The following is a 19,119-nucleotide window of genomic DNA, read 5'->3' as shown; positions in this document are numbered from 1 at the left end:
AATACTATGAGTCTGAATTTTCTTGATTTTGAGCAGCCGATTGCAGAGTTGGAAGCGAAAATTGACTCGCTGACCGCAGTCAGCCGTCAAGACGAAAAATTAGATATTAATCTGGACGAAGAAGTCCAGCGCCTGCGTGAGAAGAGCGTTGAACTGACGCGCAAAATCTTCGCCGATTTGGGTGCCTGGCAGGTTGCGCAATTAGCGCGCCATCCACAACGTCCTTATACGCTTGATTATATTAAGCATATCTTTACCGACTTTGATGAGTTGGCTGGCGATCGCGCCTACGCCGATGATAAAGCCATTGTTGGCGGGATTGCTCGTTTGGATGGGCGTCCGGTGATGATCATTGGTCATCAGAAAGGGCGTGAGACCAAAGAAAAGATTCGCCGTAATTTCGGCATGCCTGCACCGGAAGGCTATCGCAAAGCGTTGCGCCTGATGGAAATGGCCGATCGCTTCAAGATGCCGATCATCACCTTCATCGACACGCCGGGAGCTTATCCGGGCGTGGGCGCAGAAGAACGCGGTCAGTCTGAGGCTATCGCGCGCAACCTGCGTGAAATGTCGACGCTGCGTGTACCAATCATCTGTACCGTTATCGGCGAAGGTGGTTCCGGTGGTGCATTGGCTATCGGCGTGGGCGACAAAGTCAACATGCTGCAGTACAGCACCTACTCGGTGATTTCACCGGAAGGCTGTGCGTCTATCCTGTGGAAGAGCGCAGATAAAGCGCCGTTGGCAGCAGAAGCCATGGGCATTATTGCGCCGCGTCTGAAAGAGCTGAAACTGATCGATACCGTGATCCCTGAGCCGTTAGGTTCGGCGCACCGTAACGTCCCAGCGATGGCAGAGTCTCTGAAAGCGCAGCTGCTGGCCGACCTGCTCGACCTCGACGGCCTGACAGAAGAAGAGCTGTTGAACCGTCGTTATCAGCGTTTGATGAACTATGGTTACTGTTAAGTACAGTGGCTACTGCTGATAAGGTGATTGTCTGATTGATGTGTTATCAATCAGGCGATTCTGGCGTTACTTTGAAAATCCGTTGTCAGAAATGACAGCGGATTTTTTGCTATGAGGGTTTGAAGCATGCTGAAGCTTCTTGATGTCCATCACATTGCGGTTATTGCCTCTGACTATGAACGCAGCAAGGCGTTTTACTGTGGTGTGCTAGGGTTTACGTTGAACAACGAGATCTACCGTGAAGCGCGGCAGTCGTGGAAAGGGGATCTCTCGCTGAATGGGCGTTATACCATTGAGCTGTTTTCTTTCCCCCACCCACCTGCGCGCGTGAGCCGTCCGGAAGCCTGCGGCCTGCGTCATCTGGCTTTTGCGGTGGCTAACATAGAACAGGCTGTCGCCTCGCTGGAACAGGCTGGCGTTATTTGTGAACCTGTCCGGATCGATCCTGAAACGCAGCAGCGCTTCACCTTTTTCTCCGATCCTGACTGCTTGCCTTTAGAACTGTATGAGATCTGATACCGTGGACTGCACCGAACCTGATGATCGATTGCTCCAGACGATCGCGACGCAAACAGCCGGATGCGGGTCGATCTTGCTGGCCTACAGCGGTGGTCTGGATTCTAGCGTGCTATTGCATCTGCTGGTGGTTCTGCGTCAGCGTTCTGGGCTACCCATCCGTGCGGCTTATATTCATCATGGTTTAAATCCGCTGGCCGATAGCTGGGCTGAACATTGTCGTCAGCAGTGTGAACGCTGGCAGGTGCCCTTTGCCTCGCTGTCGGTGACGGTTGAGGCGCAGAACGGCGGTATCGAGGCTGCGGCCCGAACGGCACGTTATCAGGCGCTGCGAGCGCATCTGCAAGACGGGGAAACCTTGCTGACGGCGCAGCACCTTGACGACCAGAGCGAAACGTTTTTACTGGCGCTTAAACGCGGCAGCGGGCCTGCCGGGTTATCTGCGATGGCGGCTCAAGGTACGCTCGGTCATTATCGTCTTGTGCGTCCGCTGTTAGGCATTTCTCGCTTGCAGTTGGAAGCCTATGCGCAGCGGCATCAGCTTGACTGGATTGAAGATGACAGCAATCAGGATGAACGTTTCGACCGCAATTTTCTACGTCGTCAGATCTTACCGCGATTGACGCAGCGCTGGCCGCATTTCTCCTCCGCCGTCGCGCGTAGCGCCCAGCTTTGTGCCGAACAGGAACAGCTGCTAGATGAGCTGCTGGAGGAGTCATTGCAGGCGTTATGCCAGCCGGATGGCGCGCTGAATATTGACGGTCTGGTAACGCTAAGTCCGGTGCGTCGTTTTGCACTCCTGCGTCGCTGGCTGGCGCAGCAAGGGGCGGTGATGCCCGCGCGTGAACAGCTACAGCGACTCTGGGATGAGGTAGCGACGAGCCGTCAGGATGCGGAACCGATATTGCAACTGAATCAGATGCAGGTTCGCCGTTTTCGTCAGCATCTCTATCTGCTGCCGCTGATGCCGTCACTCAAAGACCAAATTATCCCGTGGCAGTCGCCGTCATGCCCGTTGTCGCTACCCGATAATCTGGGCACGCTGTCACTGGCCGATAGCGGCGTGGAGATTCGCGCGCCGGAAAACGATGAGTCGGTGAGTATCTGTTTTTCGACTAGTGGAACTGTGCATATTGTCGGCAGAGCCCACGGGCGACAAATCAAGAAACTCTGGCAGGAGCTGGGCGTTCCGCCCTGGTGGCGCGACCGTACGCCGCTGGTGTTCTACAACGAGCAACTGATTGCGGCAGTGGGACGATTCGTCACGCGAGAAGGGCAGGCGAGAGAAAACCAGCCGGTATGGCGCATTGTTTGGGAAAAGTAAGTTTGGGAACAATAAGCCAGGGGAAAAAAGCTGAGGGAAAAGCCTGACGCTGAGGCTAGTACTGAAATAAAACGGACAACCTGCGTTGTCCGTTTGGGAAGCATTGGTTCAGCGTTTGCCGCTGAATGAAAGGAGAAGTCTGTCAGGATTCGCTGACGACGACCTTCCCGATTTCAGGATGACTGAAACTGACGATGTGGTCGAGACGCAGTTCGCGCGTTGTGCCTGAGGCTTCAATCACCAGATATTCGACCTGCTTACGTGAGATCATATCACTGGCTTTACCGGTCACAACTTCACCATTGCGTAGTTCCAGCGTCAGCGTCAAATTCTGCTGACAGGTGGCTTCCAGGCTGTCGTAATCATCACAGTTGATGGGTTGATATTCATTACTCATTGACATAGTCACTCACCAATAAGTTAGCGGCGGCAAAAGCGGCCTGTTCCCTGACGGAGGATGGCAACGCATCATTCGCGGCAATGCCATCCAGGGTTTTTAAAACACAACCCAGCGAATCGGGTATATAGCCCAGATCGCCACTGGCGATCTCTGCGTATAAGCGACGTACTAATTCACAGTATTCTTGCACTATATCCTCCCTTAAAAGCTTAGCTCGGTAGATATTCATGCATCATCACTAGCTGCGGTGCGCGATGTTGTAAGCCTACGAAGATAAACTCTATTTATCAAACCGACTATAGCATAGGCACTAACAGGATATCAGTAGTCCTTAGAGGCCTAATCTATCGGTTACGTGGCAGATATCACCTTTACTGTGAGGATGGCGCTAACTCAAGTAAACTAGGAGGGAATAAAGACGAGGTCACTGATGGCATTAAAAGCAACGGTTTACAAAGCAGCAATCAATATTGCCGATATGGATCGGAATTTTTTTCACGATGCGAACCTGACGATAGCGCAGCATCCGTCTGAAACCGAGCAGCGTATGATGCTGCGGCTTTTAGCGTGGATTTGCCATGCTGATGAAAACCTGCGTTTTACCAAAGGACTCAGCGCAGATGATGAGCCGGAAATCTGGCGACGTAACGATACGATGGAACTGGAACTGTGGATTGAGCTAGGCCTGCCGGATGAAAAACGGCTCAAGAAGGCCTGCAATCAGTCCCGTGCCGTGGTGTTGTATGCCTACAGCGAGCGTGCGGCACAGGTTTGGTGGAGTGCGATATCGGGCAAGGTCTCTGGGTACAAGAATCTGGCTATCCGTTTTCTGGATGATAATCAGCTGGCTCAGCTTGCCGGACTGGTTCAACGCACGATGTCATTGCAGGCAACGATACAGGACGGCACGATCTGGTTGTCTGACGATAAGAATAGTCTGGAAATAGCATTTTCTGAGTGGAAAATTCCTCAGACTCAGGGATGATAACAGATTGGATATATTCCAGATCGTTGAGTAAGAACGATAAAAACAGGGCAGAGACGGCAGGAAAATAATGATGAAAAAACTGGCTATCGGTGTGCTGTTGATTGCAGGGATTTCTGGGTTGATCGGGTGTCATACCCGCTCGCAAGTTCAGGAAGAACCCCTTAAACCAATGGCACAAAGTTATCGTGGCGTTTTACCCTGCGCGGACTGCGGAGGGATTGATACGTCACTATTTTTGGAAAAAGACGGGACTTTTGTTCTTCGCGAACAGTATCAAACGACACGAGAGGGCAACAACACGTTCGCGTCCTATGGGCAATGGCGACGCACCGCGGACAAGCTGGTGTTGACGGATAGTTCGGGCGAAAAACGTTACTTCCGCCCGGTTGATAACTCTCTTGAAATGCTGGATCAGCAAGGGTTGCCCATTAATTCTTCTCTTCCTCGCCAACTGACGGCAACCAAGCAGGCATTGCCGGATACGCCGATGTCGATGAAGGGCATGTACCGCTATCTGGCGGATGCAGCGACGTTCTCTGACTGCGCAACCGGAAAAACGTTTGTGGTGGCGAGTAATGCCGTGCTGGAAAGGTTGTACCTTCGTACGACGGCGTCGGCGGGGGAACCGGTGCTGGTTTCCTTTACCGCGCATTTCGCCGTGATTCCATCAATGGAAGAAGGTCAGATGGTGAAAGCGGTGGTCCCTAACAGCAGTGATAACGCCCGCATGAACGCGAGGGCAAACTGCGATACACAGATAGACTAACGCAGCGTTAAAAAGAAAAGGCACTGATTCCAGTGCCTTTTTCGTATCGATTACGCGTTAGAGCATTTTCTTTAGCTGGTAAAGCCAATCCAACGCCTGACGCGGCGTGAGCGCATCAGGATCGATGGCTTCCAGCGCTTCCATTGCCGGTGACGGTTCGTCATTACTCAGCAGCGCTAGCTGCGCGCCATCGATATGGCTGGATGACGCATTATTCGATAGCGTTTCCAGCTCCTTCAGCTTCTGGCGCGCGCGCTTAATCACTTCTTTCGGTACGCCAGCCAATGCGGCGACGGCAAGGCCATAACTTTTGCTGGCTGCACCATCTTGTACGCTGTGCATGAAGGCGATGGTATCACCGTGCTCGCGCGCATCTAAATGCACGTTCACCACGCCTTCCATTTTTTCCGGCAGAGTGGTCAGTTCAAAGTAGTGCGTTGCAAACAGCGTCATCGCTTTGATGCGGTTCGCCAGATTTTCGGCACAGGCCCAGGCCAGCGACAGGCCGTCATAGGTGGAGGTTCCGCGACCGATTTCGTCCATCAATACCAGACTGTTTTCCGTGGCATTGTGCAGAATATTCGCTGTTTCTGTCATTTCGACCATGAAGGTAGAGCGGCCGGAAGCCAGATCGTCGGCGGCACCCACACGAGTGAAAATACGATCGACGGGGCCAATGACCGCCTGATCCGCAGGCACAAAGCAGCCGATATGCGCCATCAGCACAATCAGTGCGGCCTGACGCATATAGGTACTTTTCCCGCCCATGTTGGGGCCGGTGATAATCAGCATACGACGCTGTGGTGCCAGCGATAGGGGGTTCGAAATAAACGGCTCACGAAGCACCTGCTCGACAACGGGGTGACGACCGCCCGTAATTTTGATGCCGGGCTTATCACTCAGCGTCGGGCAGACGTAATTCAATGTATCGGCACGTTCGGCCAGATTCGTCAGAACGTCCAATTCTGCCAATGCGGCGGCGCTTTGCTGAAGTTCAGCCAGATGAGGTAACAGCAGATCGAAAAGCTCATCATAGAGTGCTTTTTCGAGCGCCAGCGCTTTACCTTTCGAGGTCAGAACTTTGTCTTCGTACTCTTTCAGTTCAGGGATGATATAGCGTTCGGCGTTTTTTAGCGTCTGGCGGCGTACATAGTGGATCGGCACCAGATGGCTTTGACCACGGCTGACCTGAATGTAATAGCCGTGTACGCCGTTGAAGCCGACTTTTAGCGTATCGAGCCCCAGTTTTTCGCGCTCGCGAATTTCCAGACGATCCAGATAATCGCTGGCACCGTCAGCCAGTGCGCGCCACTCATCAAGCTCTGCATGGTAGCCCGGCGCGATGACACCGCCGTCACGTACCAGCACGGGCGGTGCTTCGACAACGGCGCGCTCCAGTAAATCACGTAGCTCATCAAATTGCCCAATCAGGCTGACCAGACGACGAACGGAGTCGGTATCCAGTGGCGCAAGCTGCTCACGAATATCGGGGAACTGCTGGAAAGCGTGGCGCATACGAGCCAGATCGCGCGGGCGTGCCGTGCGCAACGCGAGTCGCGCCAGAATACGTTCCAGATCGCCGACCTGTCGCAGATAGGGTTGCAGATCGGGCGTGATGTCCTGCAATGCGCTAATGGCCTGCTGGCGCTGTGTGAGCGCATCAATATCGCGGCTGGGCATATGAATCCAGCGCTTCAGCATTCGGCTGCCCATTGCCGTCACGGTGCAGTCCAGTACAGCAGCCAGCGTATTCTCGACGCCGCCGGACAGATTCTGCGTCAGTTCAAGGTTACGGCGGGTGGCCGCGTCCATGATGATGCCGTCCTGCTGGCGCTCCATGGTAATCCCGCGAATATGCGGCAGCGAGGTGCGCTGGGTGTCTTTTGCGTATTGCAGCAGGCAGCCAGCGGCCCGTAATGCGAGCTTGGCCTGCTCTACGCCAAAACCGGTCAGATCGCGGGTGCCAAATTGCAGATTAAGCTGCTGGCGTGCTGTGTCGGGCTCAAATTCCCACAGCGGACGGCGGCGCAGCCCATGGCGATTTTCGATCAAATCCATGGACTCGAAAGATTCGGGGTAGAGTAACTCTGCCGGATTGGTGCGCTGTAACTCAGCCGCCATGGTTTCCCGATCGTCTGGTTCGCTCACGCGGAAACGTCCTGAGCTGATATCCAGAGTGGCATAACCGAACCCCCGACCGTCCTGCCAGATTGCGGCCAGCAGGTTATCCTGCTTTTCCTGCAATAGCGCTTCGTCGCTGATGGTTCCTGGCGTGACGATACGTACAACTTTGCGTTCTACCGGACCTTTGCTGGTGGCGGGATCGCCAACCTGTTCGCAGATAGCGACGGATTCGCCCATTTGCACCAGTCTGGCAAGGTAGTTTTCAACGGCATGGTGAGGAACGCCCGCCATCGGTATCGGTTCCCCTGCTGAGGCACCGCGCTTCGTCAGCGAGATATCCAGCAGTTGAGAAGCTCGCTTGGCATCGTCATAGAACAGCTCGTAAAAATCGCCCATGCGGTAAAACAGCAGGATTTCCGGATGTTCAGCCTTTAACCTAAAGTACTGCTGCATCATGGGAGTGTGGGCAGTGAAATCCTTGTCGGTAGAATCTTTCATATTGATTTTACTCAGTCTTAACGCTTTTGTTCGTTCAGGTGACGGCGCTGGGTTTGATGAAAAACCTTGCTGATGGCCCATCACCTGAGCATTGAAATGGAATGCCAGAAGTATACTGACTGACGGATGAAAAACATCACCCGCGAATGCGCTATCTTACCACTGGTGGCCGTTATTTGGCGTCAGACGACGTTACCAGACTGGGACCGGGATGCGTATGCGATTTTTCCTCTATTGCTCAGGCGCGCGAGGCGGCTCGCAAGTTTGCCTGGAAAAGGTATAAGGTCAATGAGGGAAGGATTAAGTCAGATCGGGGAACAATCAATGTTATTGAGCTTATAATGGGTGACATTTCTGCCTAATACCGCAGTCAACCATAGGGTAAGATTGCAGTAGCAAAAGAAGATGTTAGCCTCGACAATGGGTTCAAACAACTGGCTCGTCAGGAATTGAGAAAGTAACGGATTGAGCCGAAGGGCTGAAAGTTAGCTGATTAGCAAAACAGATAACCAAGGGAATGGATGATGGATAAAAGAGCACTAATCTTAAAATCAGGATTGACTGTCAGAGAGCTACTTCGTCTGAAAAATAACTATGTGTATGTCAAAAGCGATGATTTTAAATTTAATACCCTAACAAAGAAAGCCGAGTCCTTTGCAGACTATATTTTTATAGTTGCACGTTTATGCTGGGAAGCAATGTATCTTCCTTTCTTCATGAGCCTATTTTTTTCTGTTTATGATTTTTATAAAAATGGAAATGTAGTTGCAAGTTTAACAGTGTTTTTTATTCTTTTTTCTATAATTATTTTTTGCGTTTTAAAAGTTGAGAGTAATTATTATAGTATACGCATGATTACGGTTGTAAAATTAATTGCATTTAAGTTTTCATTATAGATAGTGAATGGTTTTACCTAGGTATGAGTTTTTTTTACTATTAATTTAGTTGTCAGCCATGATAAAAGTAGTGCTATTAATACAAGGAAGGTAATTAATGAATCTAAAGACGAATTCATTATGTTAAATGGGTTGGTTAGCTTTGCAATAAATAAGTAAACCTTTTCAGGTAAGTATTTAAATACTAGCTCAAATAAAAAGATTATATATATCACGCTAATTATTAAAAATAAAATTGTTTTTTTCACTTTATCCATCCTTCTTATTTTCCTCAACATAAGGTATCATTTTAAGTAAAAGGATTTTAAAGTCAAATTTTATGAGGTACGGGATGACTATTGCTTATCTGAAACAAAAAATGCAAGCAGACCGAATTATTGCGTTGAAAGTTGAGAATGCACTTGTGGAAATTAAGCAGGATCTTAGGGAAACTGCGGATACCTTATATTCTGGAGTAGAAAGAGTAAGTTGGTATGGTTCTTGTCTTTTCGATGATTATAAAGATGTTTGTCGGCAGTTAAGGAAAGAAGATTACAGAATGCTTATTGCTGTTAAGCAGGTGTATCTAAGAGATGATGTTGTTCTTGATATGGTTGAGATTTTTTTCAAAAAAAAGCTAATAAGAATAAGCGAGGAAAAACAAAATAGTATTTTACAGGAGGTTGCAAAAAAAATAGCTGAACACGCCTCCATTAAATTTAGCAAATTATCCCTTGCTTATGTAATTGCTAAAATAGTCAGAACATCGAGAGATTTTAATGATTCACATACCAAAATTATTAATAAAGGTAGTCTGGCTGTTGTACAGGTGGGAAGTTTTTATGGAAAAATGCAAAAAGCAGCGATGGCAGCAAGAAGATTAAAAAATATAGAGCCAGAGTATTATTGGGAGTTATATAATGAAAAAATCGAGTCGTTGTATTTTTTAATTGAACCTGAAATGTCAAAAATAATATACATGACTAACTCCGGTTATTATAATGAAGATGATGTCATTTATTTGCTAAACCAGGTTTTAAAAAAATGAAATGGATTGTTGAATGGTTAGGTCAGTCTTTTTTTTATTTTGTACCTGTTATCGCTATTGTTTTAGGTGGTGTTTTTTTTGTTAGTTTTTTTCCAAACTGCGGATTCTATCTTACCGTTATATGGGTGTTTATTGTTGTTTTTTTATATGTGAAATATTCTAAATGGTATTAGCAATGTTTAGAATATTTCACTGTCAGATGTTAGTATTTTACTGTTTCCCATAAAATGTAAGAACTGGTTCTTGCTACTACATGCTCCCATTCGATTGATGCAAATTTAAAAGAAATGCTTTCATGAGGTTGAACCTCATTATGTGTTAATGAATTCGGATAATGAAATTGTATACCTGCAATAACTGCATCTCTCAGCACCATTTTAAAGTAGAGCTCGTTGCCACCGGATTGGGACGTTCTGTAAAACAGAAATTCACAGGTTAGTTTTTCGTTATCGCTTAATGCCTGAGCCAGAAGTGGGGTGGCTTTATCTATTGGCTTTCTTATTTCAACGGGATACAAAGAAACGTTATCTTGCCTCGTTATCTGATTCATTAATTCATAGACGAAAATTTCATCTTCATGGGAAGCCTGATATTTATTGCCGATGGAGTCTGCACTTGAACAGCCCGCAGAGATAAGACCTTGTTTGATGCCAGTGAGTTTTAGATAGATCAAATTTGCCATTATTTATTCCTTAATGTTATCCATAATCCTGTCCCATAAATCCTTTTTCCTATGGGAGGGATAATTTCTGCATTTTTTAGCAAATGAGTCAATAGCCGTTATCGTATAATGTGTATGATTCAAATGGTTATTTATAATATAATTATCGTGATTATTATTTGTGTGGATGTTGATTTTTTATACAAGGCGAACCGGGAATGTGGTCCATAAGCATCGTAAAATTAACACTAAAACCTGATGCTTGGCGGCTTTTTAGATATATTCCCAGTGATTATTATAGAAAAATAAATACGATGAGCAGAGCATCGCTGATGTTGAAGATGATCGGGGCTGGAAATAAGATACGAATAATGTCTGATATATATAAAGATGACTCTCTTTAAGATAATGGGCTGGATTAGCCCATTTTTCCTTTTTTCTTTAGATAGGAGTATGATTTGTATGCTAAGTTCATTGGGATAAGGTAATATATAGTTAAAGTGAAAAATATCGTAAATATAAAATGAACCAATATTTCCACTCCATCATTGGATATGTTAAATAGGGCATTGATGATAAATGAAGAGATAAGAATTGCTAATATGAAAAACCCATTGAAAAATGCCTTTTTCAGTGAGTGTGTTAACATCGATAAGGTTTCCTCACTATTACCTCCACGAGAAATTAATTTTTTCATTTTAGTAATGTCGTTTTGTGTGAAACCATTCTCTAAGAGTTCCTTTTCTGTCTCTTGGTCATTCATGTTCATTCCCCTTTATTAATCTATATGACTTATATGCCAATTTCATTGGCCCTATGTGATAAACTAAAAAAAGAGAAAGCATCATGACAAAAAAATAAACAAAAAATTCAATTAAATCAGTCGGTGTATTAAAAGTAAAATTAATGGTAAATGCAGAAATTATAACAATAAACAAAAAACACCCGTTATAAAATCGTGTTCGTAATGTATGAATCAGTCTCTGTAGCGTTTCTTCACTATCCTCACCGCGAGAGATTATTTTTCTCATGAAGTTAATATCATTCTGTGTGAAACCATTCTCTAAGAGTTCTTTCTCTATCTCTTGGTCATTCATGGTTTTTTTCTCCTAACTTTTATTATACTTTATAGGGCGTAGCAATATGTTAACACTATCGCCCACGGTTATGTATTAGTAAGCTGAATCAGTCCATAAGAGGAAAGAACTGGTTCTTGCTACCACATGCTCCCATTCGATTGATGCAAACTTGAACGAAATGCTTTCCTGTGGCTGGGTTTCATTATGTGTTAATGAGTTAGGATAGAAAAACTGAATGTCATTGATAATGGCGTCTCTTAGCACCATTTTAAAATAAAGTTCGTTGCCACCCGCTTGAGAGGTCCTGTAGAACAGGAATTCACAGGTTAGTTTTTCGTTATCATCTAATGCCTGTGCCAGAAGAGGCGTCGCCTTATCTATCGGTTTTCTGATTTCTACAGGATTGAGGGAAACATTATCCTGCCGAGTTATTCTATTCATTAACTCATAAACAAAAATTTCATCTTCATGGGAAGCCTGATATTTATTTCCGATGGAGTCTGTACTTGAACAGCCCGCAGAGATAAGACCTTGTTTGATGCCAGTGAGTTTTAGATAGATCAAATTCGCCATTATTTATTCCCTAATGTTATCCATAATCCTGCCCCATAAATCCTTTTTCCTTATGGGTAGGTAATTTCTGCATTTTTTAATCAATGAGTCAATAGCGGTTATCGTATGGTGTATATCACTTACCATGATTGATTTCTGAAGTGATTAACATGCTAATTATTTTTAAATTAACTAATCAGAGGAGGGCAGGAGGGACTATACAACTCTTTATATTGGGCTGATTTATCAGTGTGAAAAGATAAGTGGGGGCTAGTTTTCCACAATAGTCTGGGCGCGCGAGGCGGTATGCAAGTATTCCCAATGGCGTGATGCCTCGCGCTGATCCCTTATTCTGCGCGTGATTCAATGGCCTGAGTTTTTTGCCAGCTCGGCAGATTTTTCAGGCGCTGTGAGTAGCGATGAATATTCGGGAAGCGCTCACCTGGAACGAGTCTCTCCACGACGGTGTTAATAACAAAGCCCAGCATAATATCTGCGCCGCTCAGCTGATCGCCCACGATAAATTCCCGTGAAGATAACGCATCGTCTAAGAATGAAAAGACTTTCTCGAATTCGTTGTCAGCGTAATCTTCGAGGAAATTCAGCGTGGTGCCGGTATTCTTTTCAAACTCGCCAAAGATCTTCAATAAAACCGGGAGCATGGCGGAGCTTTCCGCAAAGTGTATCCATTGAAGGTAGTCAATGTATTCGGTCGTGCTTGCATCCGGGGCCAGGTGTTTTGCGTGGCGATTGATCAAGTATTCAACGATAGCGCCGGATTCTGCGATGATCTTGCCATCTTCTTCAATCAACGGCGATTTACCTAAAGGATGGATCGCTCTCAAGGAGGCCGGTGCTAAATGCGTTTTTTCATCCCGCTGATATCTGACAAGCTCATAAGGTATCCCTGCTTCTTCAAGCAGCCAGAGGATACGAACAGACCGCGAATCATTAAGATGATGCAATTTTAATCCCATATCACGCTTCCTTAAATCCTGATGGTTTGAGCTGATCGCTATGATGTTGTTTCCATTACGCGTATTGATCCCATGTCACACAGGCAGAGTAGCGGTTCTGCTGGCTCGCGGCTAACAAGGCTATTTTTGAAGGGGCATAAATATTTTTATGAGGTGGTTATGCCCACGAATGCTGGATAAAAAATAGGACCCGCTATCACCGCACCACACACATTGGCTGTCCTGATACGGGTTCGGCGTGGATCTCCGCATCAATGCTGAACACCTGCTGTAGTAATGCCGGTTTCATTACCTCGTGCGGTGAGCCCTGCGCCATCACGCGTCCACCTGCCAGCATCACCAGATGATCGCAGTAGCGGCTGGCCTGATTCAGATCATGCAGGACGGTCACGACCGTTTTGCCAGCCTGATTGAGTTCACGCAGCAGTTTCATTAACTCGACCTGATGATTGATATCGAGGTAGGTTGTCGGTTCATCGAGCAGGACGACGGGCGTATCCTGCGCCAGCAGCATCGCCAGAAACGCCCGCTGACGCTGTCCACCGGACAAATCGGTTAACCGTTTGTCGGCGAGGTCGACGATGTGCGTCTTCTCCATTGCGAGCTGCACGCGCTGGCGATCGTCCGGCGATAACCGTCCCCACAGTGATAGCCAAGGGCTGCGCCCGTAGGCCACCATGTCACGCACGGTGATCCCCTCTGGCGTCAAATGCTGCTGCGGTAACAGCGCCAGATGGCGTGAGAGCTGGCGGGCAGAGAACGCAGAGAGCGGCTTGCCGTTGAGCTGAATAGCGCCGGATTCCGGGGTAAGCAGCTTGGCAAAGCACTTCAGCAGCGTTGACTTGCCGCAGCCGTTGGGGCCGAGCAGGGCAGTAATTTTTCCGGCGGGTAGCGACAGCGACAATCCGTCAAGAATACGCTTGTTGCCATAGCCCGCTGTCAGGTTTTGTGTTGTCAGTTCCATTTAGCGCATTCTCACGAGAAGCCAAAAAAACCAGGGCGCGCCGATAATGGCAGTGAGCACCCCTGCGGGTAATTCCATTGGCGGGTTCAGCGTGCGCGCCAGCAGATCGGCCAGCAGCAGTACCAACGCACCGGCAACGGCAGAAGTTGGGAGGAGCCAGCGGTGCCGCCCTCCCACCAGATAGCGGATCAGATGCGGCACCACGAGGCTAATAAAGCCGATAGGCCCGCACACGGCCACGCTGGTTGCGGCGAGCGCGACGGCGAGTGCCAATCCCCAAAACTGAATGCGTCCGATATTCACGCCCAGCGTGCTGGCGCGGTCGTCGCCCAGCGCGAGCAAATCCAGATCGCGGCAAAAACGTAGGCTGAGCGGAATCAATACGCAGAGGACAGGTAGCGCGACCATCACGAATGACCAGTCACGTCCCCACAGGCTACCCGTCAGCCACAGCAGCGCGTTGTTGATATCCTGCGGACGGGAGAGAATCAGGTAGTCGGTGACGCTTGCCCAGGTGGCAGACAGCGCGACGCCGATGAGTGCCAGCCGCATCGGGGATGATGTTCCCGCGATGATCCGTAGGAGCAGCAGCCCGGCAATGCCCCCGATAAACGCGAACAGCGGTAGCCAGATCACGGGCAGCGCAGGCACCAGCATCAGTGCGCCGACGGTCGCCAGACTCGCCGCGTGGTTCACGCCGAGAATATCCGGTGATGCCAGCGGGTTACGCACAATCCCTTGCACCAGCACGCCGGAAATAGCCAGTGCCGCGCCGACGAACAGCGCGAGCAGCACGCGGGGCAAACGGTATTGCGTCAGTACATAATGATGTTCACTGGCGCTATGCCAGCCACTCATCAGCGCCGACCACGGCAGCGGAATCGCGCCCATGCGCAGCGACAGAATGCTGGTGGCGAGTAGCAGCAGCGTAATCGAGATGAACACAATCATGGGGCGCATTATCCTCGCCTCCTTGCCAGCCACACGAAACAGGGAGCGCCGATCAGTGCCAGTACCGCGCCAGCAGGCAGTTCGCCCGGCCAGGCGAGCGCACGGGCAAGCAGATCGGCCAGTAACATAAACGCCGCACCCATTAGCATGCTCATGGGGAGCAGCTTTCTTTGGTCATAACCGATCCAGAAACGCGCCAGATGCGGAATTAACAGACCGATAAACGCCACCGGACCGGCGACGCTCACGCAGGCCCCCACCAGAATCAGCACGGCCAGATTGAGGATCAGGCGCAGACGACCTAAGTTGACGCCCAGCGTGTGGGCGCTCACGTCACCGATGTTCAGCAGATTAAGCTGGTTAGACAGCAGCAGGACAGCAGGAGTGACGGTGATGACGAACGGGAAGAGTTGCCAGAATTCCACCCAGCGCGCGTGCGATACGCCACCCGCCAGCCAGTAAAAAATGCCATAGGCGTGATCTTCCGCCAGCAGGAGCGTAATCCGCGTTAAGGCCATGCACAGCGCAGAAAGCGCGACGCCCGCCAGAATCAGCCGATTGCGATCGAGCGTTTGTCGCCAGCCGCCGCCTGCGGCCATCACCATCAGCCAGCACAGGCCGCCGCCGCAGGCGGCAACAAAGGCGATAGGGTAACCGGAGAGTGAAGAGCTGAATGCGCTGGTCAGCGCCATTGCCAGCGCCGCGCCGCTGTTGATGCCGAGCAGAGAAGGAGAAGCCAGAGGATTATGGGTCAACGTCTGAAGCAGGGCACCGGACAATGCCAGACTGGCGCCGATCAGGACGGCAACCAGACTGCGTGGCAGGCGCAGGTTGAGCACCAGTGCCTCGGGGAGCGAAGAAGGCGATCCCGTTACCAGTGCCTTGAGGGCACTCAAGGCGGGAATGGGGATCGCGGAATAACAGAACAGGCTAAGCCAGAACACGCCCAGCAGTGCCGCTATTGGCAATCCCCAACGCCAGAATGGGTGAAAACTTTGCCTCATTGCTCGCTGCTGACGCTAACGGGCTGATGCTTAAAAATTTTCACCGTATCGCTGCCGATGCGTTCCGCGGCAAAAATACCGCGCATCCGCGCCCAGGCATTGCTGTCAACGGCGGCAATCTGCTGCTTTTGCTGCGCTTCCAGCAGGTTCCAGAGCGTATCTTGCTGCCAACGTTTCACAATACTTTCTTCGCGATAGTGCGTCACGATCAGCCACTGTGGGTTAATCGCCAGCAGCTGTTCCAGATTGATGGAAGCCATCGGCGCATTGTTAATGGGTTTCGGGACGTTCAGGCCAAGTGCGGCCAGCACGCTGCCGGTGTAGGCATCGCTGGAGTACAGGTTAAACTGCTGTTCGCGTGAGGTGCCGAAGACCACATTTGTGCCTTGGGGAAGCTGGGTGGCGTAGGCTTTCATCGTCTCGCGATGCTGGGTCAGACGAGCCTGCATCACGCTGTCTTTCCCCAACACCTTGCCGATGATCTCCGCTGAGTGCAGGTTCTCTTCATAGGTTTCGTTGCGCGACTTCAGCAGCAGCACTGGTGCAATCGCTTTCAGTGCCGTGTAAATGCCGCTATGACGGCTGCTGTCGGCGATAATCAAATCCGGCTTCAATGCGCTGATGGCTTCCAGGCTCGGCTGTGCGCGCGTGCCTACGGAATGCCAGGGTTTAAGGTGTTCGCGGACTTCTGTCAGGATCCGGTCTGGATCGTTGTCATCGGCGATGCCGACCGGGCTGACATCTATCGCTGCCAGCGCATCGGCAAAAGACAGTTCCAGCACCACAATACGCTGAGGCGGCGTGTCGAGCGTAAAGGAACCTTGTTCATCCTGCACGGTTACCGCATTGGCGCGGCCCAGTCCGAACAGGCAAAGCGTAGTAATCAGTGCAACGCGAATTAGAGCAGACATAGCGTAACCCCATAGTGGTCATTATCGTGATCGAATAAGTCATGATCGTTAGTCAGGCCGGGCAGTTGCCCGGCGAGCGCGTATGGCGATCAGAATTTCAGCGAGCCCTGCATATAGAAGGTGCGGGGCTGACCGGCATAAATCCCTTTGTTGTTGTCATCGCTGTTCGAGCGTGTGTAGTAATCGTGGTCGAACAGGTTTTTCACACCAAAGGCCAGATTGAGATCCGAGAACTGCGGGCCAAAGTCGTAAGCTGCGCGTGCGCCCCACAGCATAAAGCCGGGGATACGTCCGGCGCTGCCATCGGCGCTTTCGGCAACGGTGTTAGCGTTATCGGCGAACTGGCTGGATTGGAACTCGCTGTTCAGGTTGAACGTCCAGTTGCCCGGCTGATAATCAACGCCGAATCCTCCCCGATGTTTTGAAGAGAAGGGCACCTGATTGCCGTAGGTATCGCCCGCTTCGCGAATTTCAGCATTCACATAGGCATAGCGCGCATAAACTGACACCGCGTCTAAGCGGGGTGACAACTCGGAGAGATGATAACGAGCCTGTGTTTCCAGCCCAGAATGGCGGGTTTTTCCCCGCGTGGTGACGGTGTTGTTGGTCTGATTGGAGTCATACTGGTTATTGAAGTTAACCAGAAAAACGCCCATTTCTGCCGTCAGCGCGCCGTCGTCGTAGCGGGAACCGACTTCCCAGGTGCGCGCTTTTTCTGGTTCCACTTTGCCGCTTTGAGCAGCCTTGCCAATTCGGCTGTACTGTACGGTGCCGAATGATCCTTCGGTGTTTGCATAAAGATTCCAACTCTCGTTAACGTGGTAGAGCACGTTCAAGGCAGGCAGCGGGGCGTTGTAACTGACCGCTTCGCCCGTGCCTTTCAGCGTGTTGTCCTGATGAGATTTGATGTGCTCAAAGCGCATTCCGGGCGTAATTGTCCAGTTGCCGATATCAACGCGGTCGTCGATGTACCAGGCGTGCGCTTCTGTACCCGCACGGGTTTCGCGATCGATAGGGCTGCTGGCGCTTGGCAGCGTCTTGCTGGCGGTGCTGGTGAAGTAACGCACCTCATGGGTGGATTCGATGACATAGCGGTAGCCGACGCCCACTTCATGAGCGGAAGAGCCGAGGGTAAAACTTTGGCTGTAGCGCGGTTCGATGCCACGTACCCAATATTCGCGTGGCGACAGGGTAATGATCGAATTCTGTTCCAGATAGCCACTGCGCAGCGTGCGCGTGTAGAAGCCCTGAATATTGAATTTATGCTGCTGATCCGGCTGGTATTGATAGCCCAGACTGGCGAGCTGACGACGCCCCCAGAAGCGATCGTACGGACGCGTTGACTGCCAGCGGTCCGCATTGTAATCGGCACGCGACAGGCCGCCCGGCATATCGGCGCTGCCATCGTAATATTGCAGCAGGCTGTTAAACGTGTGCACGTCGTTTGGCGCGTAGCGGCTTTTCAGCATCACGTCGTCAATGCGCGTCGCGCTGTGCTCGCGCCAGTCGCTGCCGCGCGTGCCGGAATAGAGCAGCGCCGAACCAAAACCGTTATCCGCCGTGCCGCCAACCAGCAGGTTGTGCGTTTCTTTCGGGTTGTGTTGTGAAGACGTCGGGCTGTGTTGGCCCTCTATGCCAGCGCTCATGCCAAATTCTTTCGGGATCGCCCGGGTGACGAAGTTCACGACGCCGCCGACGCTCTGTGGCCCGTAGCGTACGGCACCGCCGCCGCGCACGACATCAATGGCGTCCATATTGCCAAGTGAGATGGGCGCGAGGGAAAGCTGTGGCTGACCGTAGGGCGCAAACGGCACCGGAATGCCGTCCATCAGTACGGTGGAACGGCTGGCAAGGCGCGGGCTGAGACCACGAATACCAAAATTCATGGCCAGATCGTGGCTGCCCGTGCCGTTATTTTCCGGCGCATACACGCCCGGCATACGGTTTAAGACATCGCGCATCGTGGTGGCACCGGTCTTGGCGAAGTCCTCACGACGGATCACATCGCGTGCGCCGGCGTGTTCAAAGACGTCATTTTCACGCGCTTCCCCCAACCAGTCGCCAACGACCGTCAGCGTTTCTTCCGCTGCTGCTGGGATCGGTTCCAGCGTCCAGGCGTTATCGCCGAGCGCCTTCAGTTGCAGACCGCTACCCGCCAGCAGGGCTTTCAGACCGCCGTCAATGGTGTAGTCGCCGTGCAGGCCGTTGCTGCGTTTACCCTGCGTCAGGCTGGCATCGACCGACAGCGTAATCCCGCTGCGGGCGGCATAGTGGTTGAGCGCTTTGTCTAACTCGCCAGCAGCAATATCGTAGCGTGCGGTGGCGGGAACTGTCGCGGCGTGGGCCATCCCTGTCGTAAGACCGACTGTCGACAGCAGGCTGAGCTGTATCGCCATGGCTAAAGGGGTTGCTTTACGAAAGGCGCGTAAGAGCGTCATAACATCTCCATCATCATTTTTGTTCTATACACCTAAGTCGAATGAGAGGGAGAAAAAGGACAATCAAGAATGATAAT

21 protein-coding genes are annotated in these 19,119 nt (G+C 50.5%); 8 read left to right on the top strand and 13 right to left on the bottom strand.

Going from position 1 to position 19,119, the window contains the following annotated elements; all coding sequences use genetic code 11:
- Window positions 1-6 precede the first annotated feature (6 nt).
- From accA to tilS, 3 genes are all read left to right on the top strand, one after another.
- On the top strand, window positions 7-966 hold the full coding sequence (gene accA, locus MYB54_RS16645; protein WP_010296434.1) for an acetyl-CoA carboxylase carboxyl transferase subunit alpha: 960 nt from the start codon (window positions 7-9) through the stop codon (window positions 964-966).
- A gap of 126 nt (window positions 967-1,092) precedes the next feature.
- Window positions 1,093-1,482, top strand: coding sequence for a VOC family protein (locus tag MYB54_RS16640; RefSeq protein WP_248721075.1), 390 nt, complete (start codon window positions 1,093-1,095; stop codon window positions 1,480-1,482).
- A complete protein-coding gene (gene tilS / locus MYB54_RS16635) occupies window positions 1,472-2,806 on the top strand; it encodes a tRNA lysidine(34) synthetase TilS (protein WP_248721074.1) in 1,335 nt (444 codons plus the stop codon). The genes MYB54_RS16640 and tilS overlap by 11 nt, the downstream gene beginning before the upstream one ends.
- Before the next feature lie 142 nt (window positions 2,807-2,948).
- Here the strand turns inward: tilS and rof are convergent, their stop codons facing one another.
- The gene (gene rof, locus MYB54_RS16630) at window positions 2,949-3,209 is read right to left on the bottom strand and encodes a Rho-binding antiterminator (RefSeq protein ID WP_029367608.1); all 261 of its coding nucleotides are present in this window, start codon (window positions 3,207-3,209) and stop codon (window positions 2,949-2,951) included.
- A complete protein-coding gene (locus MYB54_RS16625) occupies window positions 3,196-3,396 on the bottom strand; it encodes a YaeP family protein (RefSeq protein WP_010285748.1) in 201 nt (66 codons plus the stop codon). Before MYB54_RS16625 ends, rof begins: the two co-directional genes overlap by 14 nt.
- 240 nt (window positions 3,397-3,636) lie before the next feature.
- On the opposite strand from MYB54_RS16625, the gene MYB54_RS16620 reads away from it, so the two are divergent.
- Together MYB54_RS16620 and nlpE are read left to right on the top strand one after the other, a co-directional pair.
- The gene (locus MYB54_RS16620) at window positions 3,637-4,191 is read left to right on the top strand and encodes a YaeQ family protein (RefSeq protein ID WP_039284068.1); all 555 of its coding nucleotides are present in this window, start codon (window positions 3,637-3,639) and stop codon (window positions 4,189-4,191) included.
- 73 nt (window positions 4,192-4,264) lie between these two features.
- Window positions 4,265-4,960: an envelope stress response activation lipoprotein NlpE gene (gene nlpE / locus MYB54_RS16615; protein WP_205567207.1), complete on the top strand. Its 696-nt coding sequence runs from the start codon at window positions 4,265-4,267 to the stop codon at window positions 4,958-4,960.
- Window positions 4,961-5,017: 57 nt separating this feature from the next.
- Here nlpE and mutS read toward each other — a convergent pair whose 3' ends face one another.
- Window positions 5,018-7,582 carry a DNA mismatch repair protein MutS gene (gene mutS / locus MYB54_RS16610; RefSeq protein ID WP_039502816.1) on the bottom strand — a complete coding sequence of 855 codons (2,565 nt, stop codon included), beginning with the start codon at window positions 7,580-7,582 and terminating at the stop codon, window positions 5,018-5,020.
- 521 nt (window positions 7,583-8,103) lie between these two features.
- On the opposite strand from mutS, the gene MYB54_RS16605 reads away from it, so the two are divergent.
- Together MYB54_RS16605 and MYB54_RS16600 are read left to right on the top strand one after the other, a co-directional pair.
- Window positions 8,104-8,478: a hypothetical protein gene (locus MYB54_RS16605; RefSeq protein WP_248721073.1), complete on the top strand. Its 375-nt coding sequence runs from the start codon at window positions 8,104-8,106 to the stop codon at window positions 8,476-8,478.
- Between the two features lie 331 nt (window positions 8,479-8,809).
- Entirely contained in the window at window positions 8,810-9,505 is a 696-nt protein-coding gene (locus tag MYB54_RS16600) for a hypothetical protein (protein WP_146207457.1), read from the top strand.
- Between the two features lie 202 nt (window positions 9,506-9,707).
- On the opposite strand, the gene MYB54_RS16595 is transcribed toward MYB54_RS16600, so the two are convergent.
- Complete coding sequence (locus tag MYB54_RS16595) at window positions 9,708-10,187, bottom strand: Hcp family type VI secretion system effector (RefSeq protein WP_039552255.1); 480 nt, start codon at window positions 10,185-10,187, stop codon at window positions 9,708-9,710.
- 197 nt (window positions 10,188-10,384) lie between these two features.
- Between MYB54_RS16595 and MYB54_RS22110 the strand changes: the two genes are divergently transcribed.
- Entirely contained in the window at window positions 10,385-10,570 is a 186-nt protein-coding gene (locus MYB54_RS22110) for a DUF4225 domain-containing protein (protein WP_039466968.1), read from the top strand.
- Between the two features lie 14 nt (window positions 10,571-10,584).
- Here MYB54_RS22110 and MYB54_RS16590 read toward each other — a convergent pair whose 3' ends face one another.
- The 9 genes from MYB54_RS16590 to fecA form a co-directional block, all read right to left on the bottom strand.
- The gene (locus MYB54_RS16590) at window positions 10,585-10,929 is read right to left on the bottom strand and encodes a hypothetical protein (protein WP_205594317.1); all 345 of its coding nucleotides are present in this window, start codon (window positions 10,927-10,929) and stop codon (window positions 10,585-10,587) included.
- Window positions 10,922-11,263 carry a hypothetical protein gene (locus MYB54_RS16585; RefSeq protein ID WP_248721072.1) on the bottom strand — a complete coding sequence of 114 codons (342 nt, stop codon included), beginning with the start codon at window positions 11,261-11,263 and terminating at the stop codon, window positions 10,922-10,924. Before MYB54_RS16585 ends, MYB54_RS16590 begins: the two co-directional genes overlap by 8 nt.
- Window positions 11,264-11,338: 75 nt before the next feature.
- On the bottom strand, window positions 11,339-11,818 hold the full coding sequence (locus tag MYB54_RS16580) for an Hcp family type VI secretion system effector (RefSeq protein WP_205604483.1): 480 nt from the start codon (window positions 11,816-11,818) through the stop codon (window positions 11,339-11,341).
- A gap of 326 nt (window positions 11,819-12,144) precedes the next feature.
- Window positions 12,145-12,774, bottom strand: coding sequence for a glutathione S-transferase family protein (locus tag MYB54_RS16575; RefSeq protein WP_248721071.1), 630 nt, complete (start codon window positions 12,772-12,774; stop codon window positions 12,145-12,147).
- A gap of 196 nt (window positions 12,775-12,970) precedes the next feature.
- A complete protein-coding gene (fecE, locus tag MYB54_RS16570) occupies window positions 12,971-13,738 on the bottom strand; it encodes a Fe(3+) dicitrate ABC transporter ATP-binding protein FecE (RefSeq protein WP_248721070.1) in 768 nt (255 codons plus the stop codon).
- Window positions 13,739-14,698, bottom strand: a complete 960-nt coding sequence (fecD, locus tag MYB54_RS16565) for a Fe(3+) dicitrate ABC transporter permease subunit FecD (protein ID WP_248721069.1) — start codon at window positions 14,696-14,698, stop codon at window positions 13,739-13,741.
- Window positions 14,698-15,693 carry an iron-dicitrate ABC transporter permease FecC gene (gene fecC / locus MYB54_RS16560; RefSeq protein ID WP_248721068.1) on the bottom strand — a complete coding sequence of 332 codons (996 nt, stop codon included), beginning with the start codon at window positions 15,691-15,693 and terminating at the stop codon, window positions 14,698-14,700. The genes fecD and fecC overlap by 1 nt, the downstream gene beginning before the upstream one ends.
- The gene (locus tag MYB54_RS16555; protein ID WP_248721067.1) at window positions 15,690-16,604 is read right to left on the bottom strand and encodes a Fe(3+) dicitrate ABC transporter substrate-binding protein FecB; all 915 of its coding nucleotides are present in this window, start codon (window positions 16,602-16,604) and stop codon (window positions 15,690-15,692) included. The genes fecC and MYB54_RS16555 overlap by 4 nt, the downstream gene beginning before the upstream one ends.
- An 89-nt stretch (window positions 16,605-16,693) precedes the next feature.
- Window positions 16,694-19,042 carry a TonB-dependent Fe(3+) dicitrate receptor FecA gene (gene fecA / locus MYB54_RS16550; RefSeq protein WP_248721066.1) on the bottom strand — a complete coding sequence of 783 codons (2,349 nt, stop codon included), beginning with the start codon at window positions 19,040-19,042 and terminating at the stop codon, window positions 16,694-16,696.
- Between the last annotated feature and the right edge of the window lie 77 nt (window positions 19,043-19,119).

Origin of the sequence: Pectobacterium nicotianae (assembly GCF_023272715.1) — a bacterium.
In the GTDB taxonomy this organism is placed as follows: Bacteria; Pseudomonadota; Gammaproteobacteria; order Enterobacterales; family Enterobacteriaceae; genus Pectobacterium; species Pectobacterium brasiliense.
This window is presented reverse-complemented; position numbering and strand designations above follow the sequence as displayed.

Coding starts and splice junctions, on each gene's coding strand:
- accA (WP_010296434.1), top strand. CDS start 7: ATGAGTCTGAATTTTCTTGATTTTGAGCAGCCGATTGCAGAGTTGGAA.
- MYB54_RS16640 (WP_248721075.1), top strand. CDS start 1,093: ATGCTGAAGCTTCTTGATGTCCATCACATTGCGGTTATTGCCTCTGAC.
- tilS (WP_248721074.1), top strand. CDS start 1,472: ATGAGATCTGATACCGTGGACTGCACCGAACCTGATGATCGATTGCTC.
- rof (WP_029367608.1), bottom strand. CDS start 3,209: ATGTCAATGAGTAATGAATATCAACCCATCAACTGTGATGATTACGAC.
- MYB54_RS16620 (WP_039284068.1), top strand. CDS start 3,637: ATGGCATTAAAAGCAACGGTTTACAAAGCAGCAATCAATATTGCCGAT.
- nlpE (WP_205567207.1), top strand. CDS start 4,265: ATGAAAAAACTGGCTATCGGTGTGCTGTTGATTGCAGGGATTTCTGGG.
- mutS (WP_039502816.1), bottom strand. CDS start 7,582: ATGAAAGATTCTACCGACAAGGATTTCACTGCCCACACTCCCATGATG.
- MYB54_RS16605 (WP_248721073.1), top strand. CDS start 8,104: ATGATGGATAAAAGAGCACTAATCTTAAAATCAGGATTGACTGTCAGA.
- MYB54_RS16600 (WP_146207457.1), top strand. CDS start 8,810: ATGACTATTGCTTATCTGAAACAAAAAATGCAAGCAGACCGAATTATT.
- MYB54_RS16595 (WP_039552255.1), bottom strand. CDS start 10,187: ATGGCAAATTTGATCTATCTAAAACTCACTGGCATCAAACAAGGTCTT.
- MYB54_RS22110 (WP_039466968.1), top strand. CDS start 10,385: ATGTGGTCCATAAGCATCGTAAAATTAACACTAAAACCTGATGCTTGG.
- MYB54_RS16590 (WP_205594317.1), bottom strand. CDS start 10,929: ATGAATGACCAAGAGACAGAAAAGGAACTCTTAGAGAATGGTTTCACA.
- MYB54_RS16585 (WP_248721072.1), bottom strand. CDS start 11,263: ATGAATGACCAAGAGATAGAGAAAGAACTCTTAGAGAATGGTTTCACA.
- MYB54_RS16580 (WP_205604483.1), bottom strand. CDS start 11,818: ATGGCGAATTTGATCTATCTAAAACTCACTGGCATCAAACAAGGTCTT.
- MYB54_RS16575 (WP_248721071.1), bottom strand. CDS start 12,774: ATGGGATTAAAATTGCATCATCTTAATGATTCGCGGTCTGTTCGTATC.
- fecE (WP_248721070.1), bottom strand. CDS start 13,738: ATGGAACTGACAACACAAAACCTGACAGCGGGCTATGGCAACAAGCGT.
- fecD (WP_248721069.1), bottom strand. CDS start 14,698: ATGCGCCCCATGATTGTGTTCATCTCGATTACGCTGCTGCTACTCGCC.
- fecC (WP_248721068.1), bottom strand. CDS start 15,693: ATGAGGCAAAGTTTTCACCCATTCTGGCGTTGGGGATTGCCAATAGCG.
- MYB54_RS16555 (WP_248721067.1), bottom strand. CDS start 16,604: ATGTCTGCTCTAATTCGCGTTGCACTGATTACTACGCTTTGCCTGTTC.
- fecA (WP_248721066.1), bottom strand. CDS start 19,042: ATGACGCTCTTACGCGCCTTTCGTAAAGCAACCCCTTTAGCCATGGCG.